Source organism: Nitratireductor aestuarii (assembly GCF_014641695.1).
Taxonomy (GTDB): domain Bacteria; phylum Pseudomonadota; class Alphaproteobacteria; order Rhizobiales; family Rhizobiaceae; genus Chelativorans; species Chelativorans aestuarii.
In genome coordinates this window covers 137,624-153,871 of sequence record NZ_BMIF01000008.1, presented here as the reverse complement: position 1 = coordinate 153,871, position 16,248 = coordinate 137,624, and the positions used below count along the sequence as shown (strand labels likewise).

Genomic DNA, 16,248 nt, shown 5'->3' with positions numbered 1-16,248 from the left:
TTTGTACCTAACCTCGTCGTCGGAGAAGTCTTTGCAGCGATGGCTGCAATTTTCAGATCTGGCGTGCGAGTCCCAATGCGTTTTTCCGGCAAGACAGCGATACTGTTGCTCTGTGTGGCAACCCTCACGGGTTGCTCTTCACGTGGCATGAGCGTCGAAGAGTTGATGACACAGCTCTCCTACGAGACGACCGCATCCGTTGCGCCCAGCGCTGCGGCGGCGCCAGCCTCTGCAGCGGCGCCGTCCTCTTCCGAAGAGCTTCCCGCCCTTGCCATTGCTCCGACCGAAGCGCCCGTACAGATGGCAGCGCTTGTCACGCCAACGCCCCGCCAGGCGTCGCCTCATCGCGGCAAGCAGAAAATCTATGCCCAGAAATTTCGCGATGCCAAGCCGATCAACTTCGGCAAGCAGCATGCCCCGCATCGTTTGCCGGTCCATGGCGTCGACGTGTCCCGTTGGCAGGGGAATATCAACTGGCAGGACCTGCGCGAACACGGCGCCAACTTCGTCTACATCAAGGCGACGGACGGCGGCGACCATCTCGATCCCATGTTCCGCCGGAACTGGCTTGCGGCATCGGCTTCGGGCATGAGGCACGGCGCTTACCACTTCTTCTACTGGTGCCGCACGGGCGCCGAGCAGGCTGACTGGTTCATCCGCAACGTGCCCAAGGAACCGGGCGCTCTGCCGCCGGTGCTTGACGTCGAGTGGAACGGCCAGTCACAGTGCAAGAAGCGCCCGTCGCGCGAACAGGTCATCGAGAAGATGCGGGTGTTCCTCGATAAGCTGGAGCGGCATTACGGCCAGCGGCCGATCATCTACACCGCTCCCGACTTCTACAAGGACAACCTCCAGGGCGAATTCCTCGATTACCCGTTCTGGCTGCGCTCGGTCGCCGCTCACCCGTCCAAGGTCTATCCGGGCCGCCCGTGGGTGCTGTGGCAGTACTCCGGCTCGGGCCTGTCGAAGGGCGTCGGAGAGAAGATCGACCTCAACGTCTTCAACGGCAGCGAGCGCGACTGGCACAACTGGATCGCCCGCAACACCCACTAAAACTTAAGGCAACCTACGCAGCCGTTGGCCCCGGATCGTCATTCGGGGACCACGGAGAGCCTGCTGAAGGCCTCGCCTTCGTTCGGAACGCCACGACCTCTCCACCTGTCCGGCTCTCGGCAAGAGGTCCTCTAACCGTATGCTGCACTCGGGTCAGCCTGACGGTTTCCCAAGCGCCTTCCGGCGTCTCGATCATCGCGCTTGCTCCTTCGGCCAGCCCTAACAGGCCGAGCCCTCGAACGGTGTAAACGGAAAGGTGCGCGTGCCCCGCATCTTCCGGCGTAAGCTCCACAAGTTGGTGTGGACCGAAATCCTCGCTACCGATCCGGTAGGAGATCCAGCTGTTGAGCACCGCTACCTCGGTCGGAATATCATCGCGCAGATAAAGGCGGCTATCGCGAACCTTCCGCCGCAGCATCCTCGCGTAGAATGTGTCGAGGTGCGAAAAGCGCGTGGCCATGCGCTCCAGGATCAAATGGTCTCTGGTCGTCAGGTGGCAAGATGAAGTGTCCATCGTCATTCAAGGTTCTCCTGCCCCTCGGACGATGCTCGCTCCGGGGCCGATGCATTGAAACCAAGTCACTCGCCGAAAATGACGATCGCGGCCCGCACCAAAGGTACGAACCTGTCACTCGCGACATGTGTCTGAATTGATGCGACGCAGAACGATGCAGCCGAAGGCTGATCGTAATTCCCGTCGGAAAGCTCCAGTCCCCGTGTTCAGGACATGCCTGAACCGGGGCTAGCCTCCTGCGATGGGAACGACCCTCAATGCGCAGCCAAGAAGGCGAAATGTCCGCTTAAGCTTCATGGACATGAGCTTGCCCTCTTCGCGGCGAAAGTCAAGCTCGCGGCAGACCTGTAGCAGAAGCCAATAATTTCACAGGCAAATTGTCTCAATTGCAGACAAATGGAGTTCGAATCCCTATCTGAGGGGGCAGGAACTTGCAGTTGTCGCCCCCCTACCCTATAGCACCACGCCAGCCGGGTGCTGCGGACAAAACAAGCGACAAGAAACAATTGGCGTCGAAGGCAGCTCGAAAGAGCGAGCCGATGCGATAGCCGTAATCGGACGTGAGGCCAGAACATGTCGGAAATTTCGACGCCCTACTATCTGATCGACAAAGCCAAGCTTCTCTCCAACATGGAGATCATGGATCGCGTTCGTCAGCAGTCCGGAGCCAAGGTTCTGCTTGCGCTCAAGTGCTTTGCCACCTGGTGCGTCTTCGATCTGATGAAGCATCATATGGACGGCACAACGTCCTCGTCGCTCTACGAGGTAAAGCTCGGCGCCAAGCATTTCGGCGGCGAAACCCATGCCTACAGCGTGGCCTATGCCGATCACGAGATCGACGAAGTCATCGCCAACGCGAACAAGATCATCTTCAACTCGCTGTCGCAGTTCGAGCGTTTCGCCGACCGCGCGAAGCACATTCCGGTAGGCCTGCGCCTGAACCCCGGTGTGTCGTCTTCCGAGTTCGACCTGGCCGATCCTGCCCGTCCCTTCAGCCGTCTCGGCGAATGGGATCCGGCCAAGGTACTGCCGGTGATCGACCGCATCGATGGCTTCATGGTTCACAACAACTGTGAGAACGGCAGTTTCGAGCTGTTCGACCAGCTGCTGACCCGCGTCGAGGAACGTTTCGGCGACTTGTTCCACAAGGTGCGCTGGGTGAGCCTCGGCGGCGGCATCCATTTCACCGGCGAGAACTATGAGGTCGACGCCTTCTGCGCGCGCCTCAAGGCATTCTCTGAAAAGTACGGCGTGCAGGTTTACCTGGAGCCCGGCGAAGCCGCGATCACCAAGTCCACCACGCTGGAAGTGACGGTGCTGGACAAGCTCGTCAACCAGAAGGAACTTCTGATCGTTGACTCCTCGGTCGAGGCTCACATGCTCGACCTCCTGATCTATCGTCAGGCCGGAAAGATAGAACCCAACACGGGCGACCATACCTATCAGGTTTGCGGCAAATCCTGCCTGGCGGGCGACATTTTCGGTGAATTCCGCTTCCCTCAGCAGGTACAGATCGGTGACCGTCTGTCGATCCAGGATGCGGCTGGCTACACGATGGTGAAAAAGAACTGGTTCAACGGGGTAAAAATGCCCTCCATCATGGTCAAGGAACTGGACGGCACCGAACGGCTCGTTCGCGAGTTTGGCTTTGCGGACTATGAAGCCAGCCTTTCATGAAGTAGTTAGGCAGACCCTTACCCACCTCTCGGAAACGTAAAAAGGAGTGTTCCCGGCGAAATGAAAAAGAATGTCCTTATCATCGGCGCTGGCGGTGTAGCCCAGGTAGTGGCGCACAAATGCGCGCAGAACAACGATGTACTTGGCGATATTCATATCGCATCGCGCACCGTTGCCAAGTGCGAGGCAATCCGCGCTTCGGTACATGAGAAGGGAAGCTTGAAAACGCCGGGCGTACTTGAGATTCATGCGCTTGATGCAACAGATGTTGAGGCAACCAAGGAGCTGATCGGGAAGACCGGCGTCCAGATTGTCATCAACGTCGGCGCCCCCTTCGTCAACATGTCGGTCCTGCAGGCCTGCATCGAGACTGGCGTTGCCTACATGGACACGGCCATCCACGAGGATCCGCTGAAGATCTGCGAGACCCCGCCATGGTACGGCAACTACGAGTGGAAGCGCGCTGAGGCAACAGAGAAGGCTGGAGTTACCGCGATCCTCGGCATCGGCTTCGATCCGGGTGTTGTGAACGCCTATGCCGCGCTTGCAGCCAACGAATATTTCGACAAGCTCGACTCCATCGACATCATCGATGTGAACGCCGGCAGCCACGGCCGCTACTTCGCGACCAACTTCGACCCGGAGACGAACTTCCGCGAGTTCACCGGCCGCGTCTGGTCGTGGCAGAACCGTGAGTGGACCCAGAACCAGATGTTCGAGATCCGCAAGGACTGGGACCTCCCGGTTGTCGGCAGCCGCCCGACCTACCTCACGGGCCATGACGAGATCCACTCTCTGTCCAAGAACCTTGACGTCCCGGACGTCCGGTTCTGGATGGGCTTCGGCGACCACTACATCAACGTGTTCACGGTCCTGAAGAACCTCGGCCTCCTCTCGGAGCAGCCGGTGAAGCTCGACAACGGCCAGGAAGTTGTGCCGCTGAAGGTTGTAAAGGCTGTTTTGCCGGATCCGGCGTCGCTTGCTCCGAGCTACACGGGCAAGACCTGCATCGGTGACCTGGTCAAGGGCCAGAAGGACGGCAAGGACCGCGAGGTCTTTATCTACAACGTAGCCGACCACGAGGAAGCCTACGCCGAGGTCGGCAGCCAGGGCATCTCCTACACGGCAGGTGTGCCTGCCGTCGCTGCGGCAATGCTGGTTGCCACCGGCGAGTGGGATGTGGGCAAAATGGTCAACGTGGAAGAGCTTGCCCCCCGTCCGTTCCTGAAGCTCCTCGACAAGCTGGGCCTCCCCACCCGCATCCGCGACGAGGAAGGCGACCGCGAGCTTAGCTCGACGTTCTAAACTTTCGTCAAGGCATTTGATCCAAGGCGGCGCTGGTCATCCGGCGCCGCCTTTTTCTTTGCCATCGGTGCTTCGGCTTGTCGCACAGAAAGCGACGGCAAATGAGAATTATGGCCGGAACCTTTCTGCTCGCGGGTACTTATACGCTCAGTCTCGCAAACGTGAACGTCGCTTGAATTCAGAGGAAACACCCATGGCTAAAGAAAAGACGTTGGACGATCTCTTTCTCGATACGCTGAAAGACATCTATTACGCCGAGCGAAAGATACTTAAGGCGCTGCCCAAGATGGCGCGCGCGGCTCAGTCTGAGGAGCTGAAGGCTGCCTTCCTGCAGCACAAGGAAGAGACGGAAGGTCAGATCGAACGTCTGCAGCAGGTTTTTGAGGTGCTCGGCAAGCGAGCCCAGGGCAAGACCTGCCCTGCGATCGAAGGCATCATCGAGGAAGGAGAAGAGATCATGGAAGAGTTCAAGGGTATGCCAGCCCTTGATGCCGGCCTGATCTCCGCAGCCCAGGCCGTGGAGCACTACGAGATCACCCGCTACGGTACGCTGAAGCGCTGGGCAGAGGTTCTTGGTTTGAAGGAAGCGGTCCAGCTTCTGGATGAAACCCTCCAGGAAGAATCAAAGACCGACGAGTCGCTGACAGCCCTTGCGGATGCTTCTGCCAATGAAATGGCAAAGGCAGCCTGATCAAGGCACCAGAGCCAACAGCCGCCCCAAGCCTTGGGGCGGCTTTTGCGCGTTCATGTAATTAGAAGGTGCTGGAGCAGCCGTCCAAAACCGGGGCCTACACTGGGGACGTTTCTTGCACTTGCGATAGTCGCACCATAACCTGGCTTTCAACCTTGGGCGGGGGATAGCAATTGAATATCAGTCGTACTCTAAATCGACGCACGGGCGGTAGTAGCGCCGGCCTGTTCCAATTCTTCATTCTTGCATCGGAAGTGCAGTCATGATCCGCGCTCTGGACCGCAGCAACGAACCGTTGCTGCTAAGCATCGTTGCGGCATTGATGGCTGGCCCCTTTGTCGCCGACCTCCTGGTACCGCTGGGCGTCGCAGTTTGGGTTTCCTACCTGCTGCCGATCGTGCTCACCTATCTCGGTTGGCGCCCACAGCTCCCCGTCATCCTCGCCACCCTGGTCACCTTCTTCATGGTGGCGGGCTACATGCTGTCACCGGTTGGCGTGGATGAGGATGTGGCGATCATCAACCGTGGCTTCGGCGTGCTCACGGCCTGGATCATGGGCGGCGCAGGCTACTATTTCGTCAAGAACAAGATCGCTGTTCAGGCACAGGAATGGGTGCAGGCGGGCGAAGTCGGTCTGTCGCAGACCATGGGCGGAGAGCTGAACCTCGCGAGCCTTGGCGAGAACATCCTCAGGTACCTGGCTGAATATCTGGGTGCCCGCGTCGGCGTGATCTACATGCAGAACGGCCAGGGGCTCACCAAGACCGCCACCTATGCCCTTCCTGCCAGCGCTAATGTTCCCGATGTCATCAATGCTGAAGACGGTGTGCTTGGACAGGCCGTCAAGGACGGCCGTGCCTTCGATATCCGCGACATCCCCGACGACTATCTTTCCTTTGGCTCCGCCATGGGCAAGGGCAAGCCGCGTCATGTGCTGGCAGTACCGCTGAAGGCCGACGGCATTGTCAACGGTGTCGTCGAGCTCGGTTTCTCCGGCGACCTGGATCCATCCTCCCTGACCCTGCTTGAGCGCGTAGCACCTGCAATCGGGACCGCCGTCCGCTCCGCTGTCTATCGCGCGCAGCTCCGCGAGCTTCTGGAGCAGACGCAGAAGCAGGCGGAAGAGCTTCAGACCCAGAGCGAGGAACTGCGGGCCTCCAACGAGGAGCTGGAAGAATCCCAGACGCGTCTCGAACGTCAGCAGGCTGAACTCGAACAGAGCAACGTGCAGCTCGAAGAGCTTGCGCAGCAGCTTGAACAGCAACGCGACGAACTGCAGCGCGGGCAGCTTGCCCTGCAGGCGCAGGCGGTCGAGCTTGAGCGGGCAAACCAGTACAAGTCCGAGTTCGTGGCCAACATGTCTCACGAATTGCGCACACCGCTCAATTCGCTGCTGATCATGGCCCGTCTGCTCGCTGATAATCGCTCCGGCAATCTCACGGACGATCAGGTCAAATATGCGGAGACGATCGAGGCCTCGGGCAATGACTTGCTCAACCTGATCAACGACATCCTGGACATTTCCAAGATCGAAGCGGGACGCCTCGAAATCCGCCCCGAAGAGCTTCAGACGAAGGATGTGGTCTCGAAGCTCCGCACGACCTTCGCCCAGGCGGCCTCCCAGAAAGGCCTGACGCTGCGGGTCGAGATCGAGGACGGCGTGCCCGCAAGCTTTGTCTCTGATGGCCAGCGCATCGAGCAGGTTCTGAAAAACTTCCTATCGAATGCGGTAAAGTTCACCGAGCGTGGCGAAGTCGCTCTCGTCGTTTCAAGCATGAGCGACGGGCGAATTGCCTTCAACGTTCATGACACGGGCATCGGCATTCCAGAAACGCAGCTCGGCATCATCTTCGAGGCCTTCCGTCAGGCTGACGGAACGATCAATCGCCGCTATGGCGGCACGGGGCTTGGTCTCTCCATCTGCCGTGAACTTGCCCAGCTTCTGAATGGCGAGATCCACGTAACGAGCACCGAAGGCAAGGGCAGCGTCTTCACGCTGACCGTGCCGACTCATCTGGAAGCGGCGGCGAAAGATGGGACACCCATCGAGACGGACCGCGCAGAAATCCGGCATATTACCGAAATCCTGACCCCACCTACGGCAGATGCGCAGCCGAAGATTACCCGCCCACGGTTGATCGAGGATGATCGCGACAACCTTGCCGGCAGCGAGCGCGTCATCCTCGCGGTTGAAGATGATCCGGCCTTTGCCCGCATTCTTTTCGACATGGCCCATGAGCTTGGCTTCCATTGTCTGGTAGCCTCCACGGCCGAGGAAGGTGTCGCGCTGGCCCGTCAATACCTCCCCCACGCCGTGATCCTCGACCTCGGGCTTCCCGATCACACCGGCCTCTCGGTGCTCGACCGGCTGAAGCGTGACGTTCGCACCCGGCACATCCCCGTGCATGTGGTTTCGGCCAGCGATTACGCGCAGACGGCCCTGGCCTACGGCGCCATCAGCTACATGCTGAAACCGGTCAAGCGCGAGGAGCTGATCCATACGCTCGAGCAGCTGGAAATGCGCATGGCGCAGCGCGTTCGCCAGGTGCTCATCGTCGAGGACGACAAGACGCAGCTCGAAAGTCTTGGCCTTCTTCTCGCTTCCCGCGACGTCGAGACCGTGGGCGTTCGCACCGCCGCCGAGTGCCTGGAGAAGCTGCGCCAAACCACCTTCGACTGCATGGTGCTGGACCTGAGCCTGCCGGACGTCTCCGGGTTCGACGTGCTGGAACAGCTGCATGAGAACGAGGATTTCTCCTTCCCGCCGGTGATCGTTTACACCGGTCGCGACCTCTCCGCGGACGAGGAAATGCGTCTGCGGAAGTTCTCCAGCTCCATCATCATCAAGGGGGCCAAGTCGCCGGAACGCCTGCTCGATGAGGTGACCCTCTTCCTGCATCAGGTGGTTTCCGAGCTTCCGCCGAAGCAGCAGCGCATGCTCACACAGTCGCTCAACCATGATGCGGTGCTGGAAGGCCGGCGCATTCTGGTCGTCGAGGACGACGTTCGGAACGTGTTCTCCCTCACGAGCATCTTCGAGCCGCACGGGGTGATGGTTGATATCGCCCGCAACGGCCGCGAGGCGCTGGAAGCGCTCGAACGCTTGTCGAGTGCCGAGCCAGCCGTCGATCTCGTGCTCATGGACGTCATGATGCCGGAGATGGATGGCCTCACCGCCACACGCGAGATCCGCAAAAAGCGGCAGTGGAAGGACCTGCCGGTCATCATGCTGACTGCCAAGGCCATGGCCGAGGACCAGCAGCAGTGCCTTGCCGCAGGCGCCAATGATTATCTTGCCAAGCCCCTGGACGTGGACAAGCTCCTGTCGCTTGTCCGTGTCTGGATGCCGCGCTAGGAGATGTGCCGTTGACTGACGCACCGGACGACATCGAACTGAACCTGCTTCTGAGCGCCATCCGCCAGCGCTACGGCTATGATTTTCATGGCTATTCGCGGCCTTCCGTGACCCGCAGGCTACAGCGCGCGCAGAGCTACTTCGGCTGCGACAGCCTGTCGATGCTTCAGCACAGGGTTCTGCATGATCCTTCGACCATGCCGCAGCTCCTGAACTTCATGACCGTTCAGGTCAGTGAAATGTTCAGGGACCCCTCCTACTTCCGCACGCTGCGCGAGACCGTGATCCCGCACCTGCGGACCTACCCGTCTCTCAAGGTCTGGGTGGCGGGCTGCAGCGAGGGCGAAGAGCTCTATTCGCTCGCCATCCTCTTTCGGGAAGAGGGTCTGGAGGAGAAGACGATCTTCTATGCTACCGACGTCAACCCTGACGCCGTCAAGCGTGCGAAGGCCGGGATCTACGCGATGGACCGCATTCCGCTGTTTACCCGCAACCACGCGGCGGCAGGCGGAAAGGTCTCGCTCGCAGAATATTATACCGCCGCCTACGGCCGGGCGGTCTTTGACAAGACCCTGCGAGCCCGCACGGTCTTCGCCGAGCACAACCTTGTCTCAGATCAGGTCTTCGCCGAGGTCCAGCTTGTCTCCTGCCGTAACGTCCTGATCTACTTCGATCGGGAGCTGCAGGATCGTGCGATAGGACTCTTCAAAGATTCCCTGCCGCGCGGCGGGTTCCTGGGCCTCGGTTCGCGCGAAAGCCTTCGCTTCTCGAAATACTTCAGCAATTTTGCAGACTTTTCGCCGGCGGAGCGCATATACAGGCGCGACGTTGCGCACAGCCACAGTGAGGTTACAGCTCATGCCCTGGCGTAAACCAGTCAAGTTTCTTCTGGTCGACGATCTTGAGGAAAACCTCAACGCGCTTGTCGCGCTCCTGAACCGGGACGGACTTGAGCTACACACAGCCAAGTCCGGCTCTGAAGCGCTGGAGTTGCTGCTTCACAACGAATATGCCCTGGCGCTGCTCGATGTGCAGATGCCCGGCATGAGCGGCTTCGAGCTCGCGGAACTGATGCGAGGAACGGCGCGTACGCGTCATATCCCGATCATCTTCCTGACTGCCGTTGCGACGGACGAAAGCCTGCGCTTCCGCGGCTATGAAGCAGGTGCGGTCGACTATCTGCTGAAGCCCATCAATTCGCAGATGCTGCGCAACAAGACTGACATCTTCTTCGAGCTGTCGCGCCAGAAGGCGGAGCTCGCATGGCAACGCGACCTGCTGCATCAATCGGCGGAAGACCTGAGCAAGGCGCTGGTGCGCCTGCAGGCACATAGCGACAACTCGCCGCTCGCCATCGTGGAGTTCGACCCGAAATTCCGCCTCGTCTCCTGGTCCAAGGGCGCAGAGCGCATGTTCGGCTGGTGCGCGAACGAGACGCTGGGCAAGCACGCGCTGGAGTTCAAGTGGCTGCACGAGGACGACCACGAAGACCTGAAGGCGCTCGCCAACGACATGCTGGCGGGAAATCAGCTGCGCAACAAGTTCAGCGCGCGCGTCTACAACAAGGACGGCTCGGTCATCGAATGCGAGTGGTATAACTCCGCCCTGCAGGATCAGTCGGGCAGGCTCATCTCCATCAACTCGCAGGTGCTGGACGTCACCGAGCGCAAACGCGCCGAAGACGCGCGCCAGCTGCTGGTTGGCGAGCTCAACCACCGCGTCAAGAACACGCTGGCAACCGTTCAGGCAATCGCTACCCAGACGCTGCGGCGCTCGGCAAGCCCGCAGGAGTTCAACGCCAATTTTACCGGTCGCCTTCAGTCACTGGCACGCGCCCACTCGCTTTTCAGCAGCACCACGTGGCAGCCGGTAGACCTAGACGAGCTGATCAGGAACCAGCTTCATGTGGGCTCCATCGATGAGCAGCGCTACATCCTGCGCGGTCCAGGCGTGCGCCTGCCCTGCCAGCCGGCCCTGCACTTCGCGCTAATCCTGCACGAGCTTGGCACCAACGCGCGCAAGTACGGCGCGCTTTCTACCGACGACGGCAAGATTGAGCTGCACTGGACCGTCGACAACGGCATGCTTCGTCTTAGCTGGTCGGAGACGGGCGGCCCAATCGTAAAGGTTCCAAGCAAGCGCGGTTTCGGCAGCACGCTGATCGAACAGATCGTCTCCGGCGCGGATGGCGAGGCGAATGTCTCGTTCCGGGCCGAGGGCGTGATCTGGACGATCACGGCAAAGCTGACGGACTACCCGGATTCCGAGGAAACCGCCGCGCATTCAATCTCGACATCTGCGGCCCCCGCAACCATTGCGGAAGTCGTGCGTGCGAGTGACCATCGACCAGAAACTTTGGCTGGCAAGCGCTTCCTTGTCATTGAGGACGAGCCCCTTGTAGCGCTGGAGATCGAAGGCCTGGTCGAGGAATTCGGCGCAAGCGTCGTCGGCCAGACCCGCACGGCCGAACAGGCCCTGGCTGCAATCACCGGCGAGACGGTGATCGACGGCGCGCTTCTCGATGGCAACCTTCACGGCCAGCCTGTCGACGAGATTGCGGCCGCCCTCACCCGCCGCAATATTCCTTTCGTGTTCGTCACGGGCTACGGGCGAGAGACGCTGCCGCGCGCCTTCCAGAACGCGCCGCTGCTCACCAAGCCCTTTACGGAAGCGCAATTGCTCGCCGCTGCCCGCCAACTCGTCGCCCAGGCGCCTGAGGTGGTGACGCTTCGGAAGCGCAAGGGTTAGTCCCTTCGCTTCCGGCGGATCTCCTCCAGCACACCCTCTGGCGATACGGTTTTCGTGAGATCCTCGGCGTCGACGTCCTCAGGGACGTCGACCTCAAGCCGCTCAGCAATAGCCATCAGCAGGCTAGCGAGCTTTGTCGTCTCATGTTCGGCTAGCAGGCTGATCTGCAGCGTGAGTTCGGCCCGATCCTCGTCCAGCCGCGCCTGCCGGCGCTGGTTCATGAGCACGAAGGTGGAGAGAAAGATCGCTTCGACCGAGGCGATCATCGCGAGCACCACGAGCGTCGGATCCCATGGCTCGAAGATCGGCAACAGCCCGACATTGATGAGGATCCAAAGCCCGAATATCACGCCGTGAACCAGCACGGACCAGACGCTGCCGGTGAAGTCGGCCATCCGCGCGGCGATACGTTCGGTGATGATCTCCTGCTCTGCCTCCCGCTCCCTGCGCCTCATGAGCGCCTCGACATTGTTGGCGAGGGGTTCTGAAACCTCTTCGCGCTTCGCATTCCCTGCTTCGCTCATGATGCAACCTTCTTGATGAGAGTACCCGAACCTTGAGACGCGGCTTTTGTTCGACGGAACAAGGCTCGTCGTGCGGAGTTGGTTCTGGCTGTTGAGCGGGAGGAACACTTGGAAACAACGCCATTGAAGACGCCGCGCGGCAGGGACAAGAAATCATGACATCGGCAGATGGATACAGGAACCTGATCGCGGGCTTCGCGATGGAGGCAGGTGCGCCGCAGTTGATCGACGGCGAGACTGAAGCCGCATTGATAAGGGCGCTTGAAGCTGGCGGCGACAAACCCGCCCTCGATGCACTTGCGGCGGTGATTCCGCCCAAGCCTGTCTACGCGAGGGGCACCCGCTGCTTCATTCCTCCATGGCTCGAGATCGGAAAGACCTGGGGAATCGCCTGCCAGCTCTACGAACTGCGCTCGTCCCGCAACTTCGGGATCGGTGATTTCGAGGATTTGGCCAGGCTCTGCGAAATCTTCGGTGCCGCAGGCGCTGACTTTGTCGGCGTCACGCCGCTGCACGCGCTCTTTTTGGCAGACCCGGAAGCCACCAGCCCCTTCTCACCGTCAAACCGGCGCTTCCTCAATCCGCTCTATATCGCGCTGGAAAAGGTTCCGGGTGTGTCGGAACTAAAAGTCCCCGAAGAGGACGGCGAGTTCGTCGACTACGCCGCCGTCAGTCGTTTCAAGCTGGGCATCCTTCGCGACGCCTGGAAGAACTGGACGCAGCAGGACAGCTTCCTTTCAGAAGAATTCGAGGCTTTCCGTGCCGAGCGTGGCGAGATGCTCCGGCTCCACGCGCTTTTTGAGGCCATATCGGCCGAGATGGTTGAGCGGGGCTCCGGCGCGGAATGGACGAGCTGGCCGGATGATTTCCAGTCGCCTGAAACCCGCACGGTGCAATATTTCGCCAGCACCAATGGCGACGACGTCGCCTTCCACGAATGGCTGCAATGGCTGGCTGACCGGCAGCTGAAGGATGCCGCCGACCGCGCCAGAGCAGCGGGCATGCGCATCGGGCTCTACCTCGATATGGCCGTGGGCGAAGCGCCGGGTGGATCGGCCACGTGGAGCCGGCCCCAGGACTACATCCAGGATGCTACGATCGGCGCGCCGCCGGACTATTTCAGCACGGAGGGTCAGGGCTGGGGCGTGGCGGGCTTCTCGCCGCTCGCGCTCTGGCAGCAGGATTTCGCCCCGTTGCTCGACCTCATCCGTGGCGCTTCCCGTCACGCCGGCGCGCTGCGCATCGATCACGCCATGGCGCTCTGGCAGCTATTCTTCATTCCATACGGCTCGTCGCCCGCGCAGGGTGCATATCTCCGCTTCCCCCTTGAGGACATGGTGGAGCGACTGGCCGCTCTGTCGCGCAAGCTTGAGGTCATCATGATCGGCGAGGACTTGGGCCATGTGCCGGACGGTTTTCGCGAGGCCATGTCGGCGGCTGCCATCCTGTCGAACAGCATCCTCTACTTCGAACAGGACAAGACGGGCCGCTTCCTGTCGCCAGAAAGGTACCCGCGCCAGACGCTCGCCTGCCTCTCGACACACGATCTGCCGACACTGCGCGGCTGGTGGTCCGGCAAGGACATCGAGTTGAGACGCGACTACAAGCTCATCGATGAAGAGAGCGCAGCCGAGCAGGCGCTCGCCCGAACCAAGGAACGCGAGGCAATGGTGAAGCTGGTCTCGAATGGTCGAGGCTCGAACGACAACGCGCCTGAGGTGCTGGAGCTGCAGCTGGCAGCGGATGTGCACAGGAAGCTCGCGCAATCCTCCGCAATGCTGGTGGCGGTAAGGCTGGCGGATATCGTCGGCGAGCAGGACCCCACCAACCTTCCCGGCACCCATAGGGAATATCCGAACTGGCGGCGAAAGCTCCCCGTCACGCTTGAAGAACTGCAGGAACTGCCCCTGTTCACACCCATAACGGACGCCATGCGCGGGGAGCGCCACCGATGAAGCTACCGACCGCCACCTACCGCCTGCAGTTTCGTGAAGGCATGGATTTCGACCGCGCAGCCGCGCTGGTCCCCTACCTGCAAAAGCTCGGCATCAGCCACCTCTACGCCTCGCCAATCTATCAGGCGACCTCCGGCTCCACCCACGGCTACGACGTGGTCGATCACAATGTCTTCGACCCGGCGCTGGGTGGCCGGGAAGGTTTTGAAAGAATGCACACAGCCTTGAAACAGGCTGGCATGGGCCTCATCCTCGACATTGTACCGAACCACATGGCGGCCTCGCTGGAAAACCCCTGGTGGCGGGATGTGCTGCGATGGGGCGAGCAGAGCCGCTACGCCCGCCACTTCGACATCGATTGGTCGCAGAAGCTGACGCTGCCGGTGCTTGGGTCACCGCTTGAGGAAGTGATCGCAGCCGGAGAGCTTGCGATCGTACCAGGCGCCGAGGATGGTTCGCCCGCGCTTGCCTATTTCGACAACCACTTTCCGCTTCACCCCGAAAGCCCGCCCTTTGACAGCGACGCGGACAACCTCCGTGAGATCCTCTCGGCACAACCCTGGGAACTGACCTACTGGAAAGAAGCTTCCAAACGGCTGAGCTATCGCCGCTTCTTTGAAGTCACCGGGCTTGTGGGCGTACGCGTCGAGGACGAGCCGGTGTTCAACGATGTGCATCGCCTGACGCTGGAACTTGTCCGCGACGGCAAGGTGGATGGCCTGCGCATCGACCACGTGGACGGCCTTGCCGATCCCGGTGGATACCTCGCCCGCCTGCGTGAGGCCGTGGGCGATGACACCTACATCATCGTCGAGAAAATTCTGGTTGGCGACGAGTTATTGCCGTCCGAATGGCCGATCGAGGGCACCAGCGGCTACGAGTTCATCGACATGATAGCCGACGTGTTGCCCTCGGATGCGGGGCTCGAGAAACTTTCCCAGCTCTACGAGACTCGGACCGGCAGCGCTGACACGCTCTCCATCCGCAGGGAAGCCAAGCGGCAGATCCTTGAGAACAATTTTGCCGGCGAGGTCGATCGGCTGGTGGGGCTGCTCTCCCGCGCGGTTGAGCCGAATCCCGATATCAAGGAAGCGCTGCTGGCGCTTCTGGCGGCCATGCCGGTCTACCGCACCTATGGCGCGGGCGGAGCAATGCCGGAGCGCGATGGCCGGGTTCTGGAAGCGGCGGCGGTGGAGGCGATGCAATATCTCCCCGATGGACACGACACGCTGCAGGAGCTCGTTTCTTTCTTCAAGGGAGAGGCCCCGATCCGCGACGAGGAGGCTGCCCGCCTCGCCCGCATCCGCTTCGAACAGCTTTCCGGCCCCGCCATGGCAAAGGGCGTGGAAGATACGCTCTTCTACCGCGACCATCGTTTTCTGGCGCTGAACGAGGTCGGCTGTGACCCGGCCCATCCCGCCGGCAATGTCGAGCGGTTTCATCGGCGGATGGAGGAACGCGCCGCGCGACTGGACCACTCGCTCTCCGGCACGTCAACGCACGATACCAAGCGCGGCGAGGATGCCCGAGCTAGACTTTATGCCATTTCGGAAGCCCCAGAGCTCTGGGCCGAAGGATTGGAGCGCTGGAAGTCCATGAACCGTTTCCCTGACGTTTTGGAGCCGGAACTTGAATGGCTTGTCTATCAGGCATTGGCTGGCGTCTGGCCCTATCCGTTTAATGAGGCAGCACTTCCACCCCTCCACGACCGTTTGGAGGCTTACCTGCAGAAAGCGCTGCGGGAGGCAAAGCAGCGGACCAGCTGGACGGAAGTCGATGAAGCCTACGAGGAAGCCGTCATCACCTTCGTTGATGGCGCGCTTGAGAATGCCGCGTTCCGCGAAGATTTCTCACGCACGCTTCAGCCCTTCATCATGGCTGCGCACAACAACAGCCTGACCCAGACGCTTCTGAAGATGGCCTGCCCCGGCATCCCGGACATCTATCAGGGTTCGGAAGCTGAGGACCTGAGCCTTGTCGATCCGGATAACCGCCGCCCACCAGATTTCGCCAAACTTGAAGAGATGCTGCAAGGTGGCGGCGAGAGCCTTCCAGCGCGCAAGCAGGCCATGATCGCTCGCCTCGCCAACGCAAGGACCCAGCATCCCGCCCTGTTCAATAATGGCGATTACCAGCCGCTGGAGGTCACCGGACCATTCGCCAAACATATGATCGCCTTCAGCCGTTCGAGAGGTGATCGCCACCTGATCGTCATCGCGCCCCGCCTGACGCTAGGGCTTATCGAAGAGACCGGACATATCCGCCCGGATGTGATGCAGCAGACGGAAATCACGCTGCCGGAAGCGCTTCAGGGCAAACCGTTCACGAACCGGCTGGCCGGCAGCGAAGATGCGCAGATTACCTCCGGCTCCCGCCTCAACCTCGGCCGGTTCGCCACCGCCCCGTGGGTCGCGCTCGTGCATTAG

11 protein-coding genes are annotated in these 16,248 nt (G+C 60.8%); 9 read left to right on the top strand and 2 right to left on the bottom strand.

Features of this window, described 5'->3' with window-relative positions; translation table 11 throughout:
- The first annotated feature begins 75 nt into the window (after positions 1-75).
- A complete protein-coding gene (locus IEX27_RS13870; protein WP_188721663.1) occupies positions 76-1,053 on the top strand; it encodes a glycoside hydrolase family 25 protein in 978 nt (325 codons plus the stop codon).
- Positions 1,054-1,066: 13 nt separating this feature from the next.
- Here IEX27_RS13870 and IEX27_RS13865 read toward each other — a convergent pair whose 3' ends face one another.
- Positions 1,067-1,573 (bottom strand): hypothetical protein, encoded by a 507-nt coding sequence (locus IEX27_RS13865; RefSeq protein WP_188721662.1) that lies wholly within the window; start codon positions 1,571-1,573, stop codon positions 1,067-1,069.
- Between the two features lie 567 nt (positions 1,574-2,140).
- On the opposite strand from IEX27_RS13865, the gene nspC reads away from it, so the two are divergent.
- The 6 genes from nspC (at position 2,141) to IEX27_RS13835 (ending at position 11,343) form a co-directional block, all read left to right on the top strand.
- Positions 2,141-3,244, top strand: coding sequence for a carboxynorspermidine decarboxylase (nspC, locus tag IEX27_RS13860; RefSeq protein WP_188721661.1), 1,104 nt, complete (start codon positions 2,141-2,143; stop codon positions 3,242-3,244).
- Positions 3,245-3,304: 60 nt separating this feature from the next.
- On the top strand, positions 3,305-4,549 hold the full coding sequence (locus tag IEX27_RS13855; protein WP_188721660.1) for a saccharopine dehydrogenase family protein: 1,245 nt from the start codon (positions 3,305-3,307) through the stop codon (positions 4,547-4,549).
- Positions 4,550-4,742: 193 nt separating this feature from the next.
- Positions 4,743-5,240 (top strand): YciE/YciF ferroxidase family protein, encoded by a 498-nt coding sequence (locus tag IEX27_RS13850; protein ID WP_188721659.1) that lies wholly within the window; start codon positions 4,743-4,745, stop codon positions 5,238-5,240.
- Positions 5,241-5,502: 262 nt separating this feature from the next.
- Positions 5,503-8,595, top strand: coding sequence for a response regulator (locus IEX27_RS13845; protein WP_188721658.1), 3,093 nt, complete (start codon positions 5,503-5,505; stop codon positions 8,593-8,595).
- A 5-nt stretch (positions 8,596-8,600) separates the two neighbouring features.
- Positions 8,601-9,467, top strand: a complete 867-nt coding sequence (locus IEX27_RS13840; RefSeq protein ID WP_373869882.1) for a CheR family methyltransferase — start codon at positions 8,601-8,603, stop codon at positions 9,465-9,467.
- A complete protein-coding gene (locus IEX27_RS13835; RefSeq protein ID WP_188721656.1) occupies positions 9,454-11,343 on the top strand; it encodes a response regulator in 1,890 nt (629 codons plus the stop codon). The genes IEX27_RS13840 and IEX27_RS13835 overlap by 14 nt, the downstream gene beginning before the upstream one ends.
- Here the strand turns inward: IEX27_RS13835 and IEX27_RS13830 are convergent.
- Positions 11,340-11,867 carry a DUF1003 domain-containing protein gene (locus tag IEX27_RS13830; protein ID WP_188721655.1) on the bottom strand — a complete coding sequence of 176 codons (528 nt, stop codon included), beginning with the start codon at positions 11,865-11,867 and terminating at the stop codon, positions 11,340-11,342. The two genes, IEX27_RS13835 and IEX27_RS13830, sit on opposite strands and share 4 nt — an antisense overlap.
- Positions 11,868-12,022: 155 nt before the next feature.
- Here IEX27_RS13830 and malQ point away from each other — a divergent pair, with 155 nt between their 5' ends.
- Both malQ and treY read left to right on the top strand, forming a co-directional pair.
- Positions 12,023-13,822: a 4-alpha-glucanotransferase gene (gene malQ, locus IEX27_RS13825; protein ID WP_188721654.1), complete on the top strand. Its 1,800-nt coding sequence runs from the start codon at positions 12,023-12,025 to the stop codon at positions 13,820-13,822.
- Positions 13,819-16,248 (top strand): malto-oligosyltrehalose synthase, encoded by a 2,430-nt coding sequence (gene treY, locus IEX27_RS13820; RefSeq protein ID WP_188721653.1) that lies wholly within the window; start codon positions 13,819-13,821, stop codon positions 16,246-16,248. Before malQ ends, treY begins: the two co-directional genes overlap by 4 nt.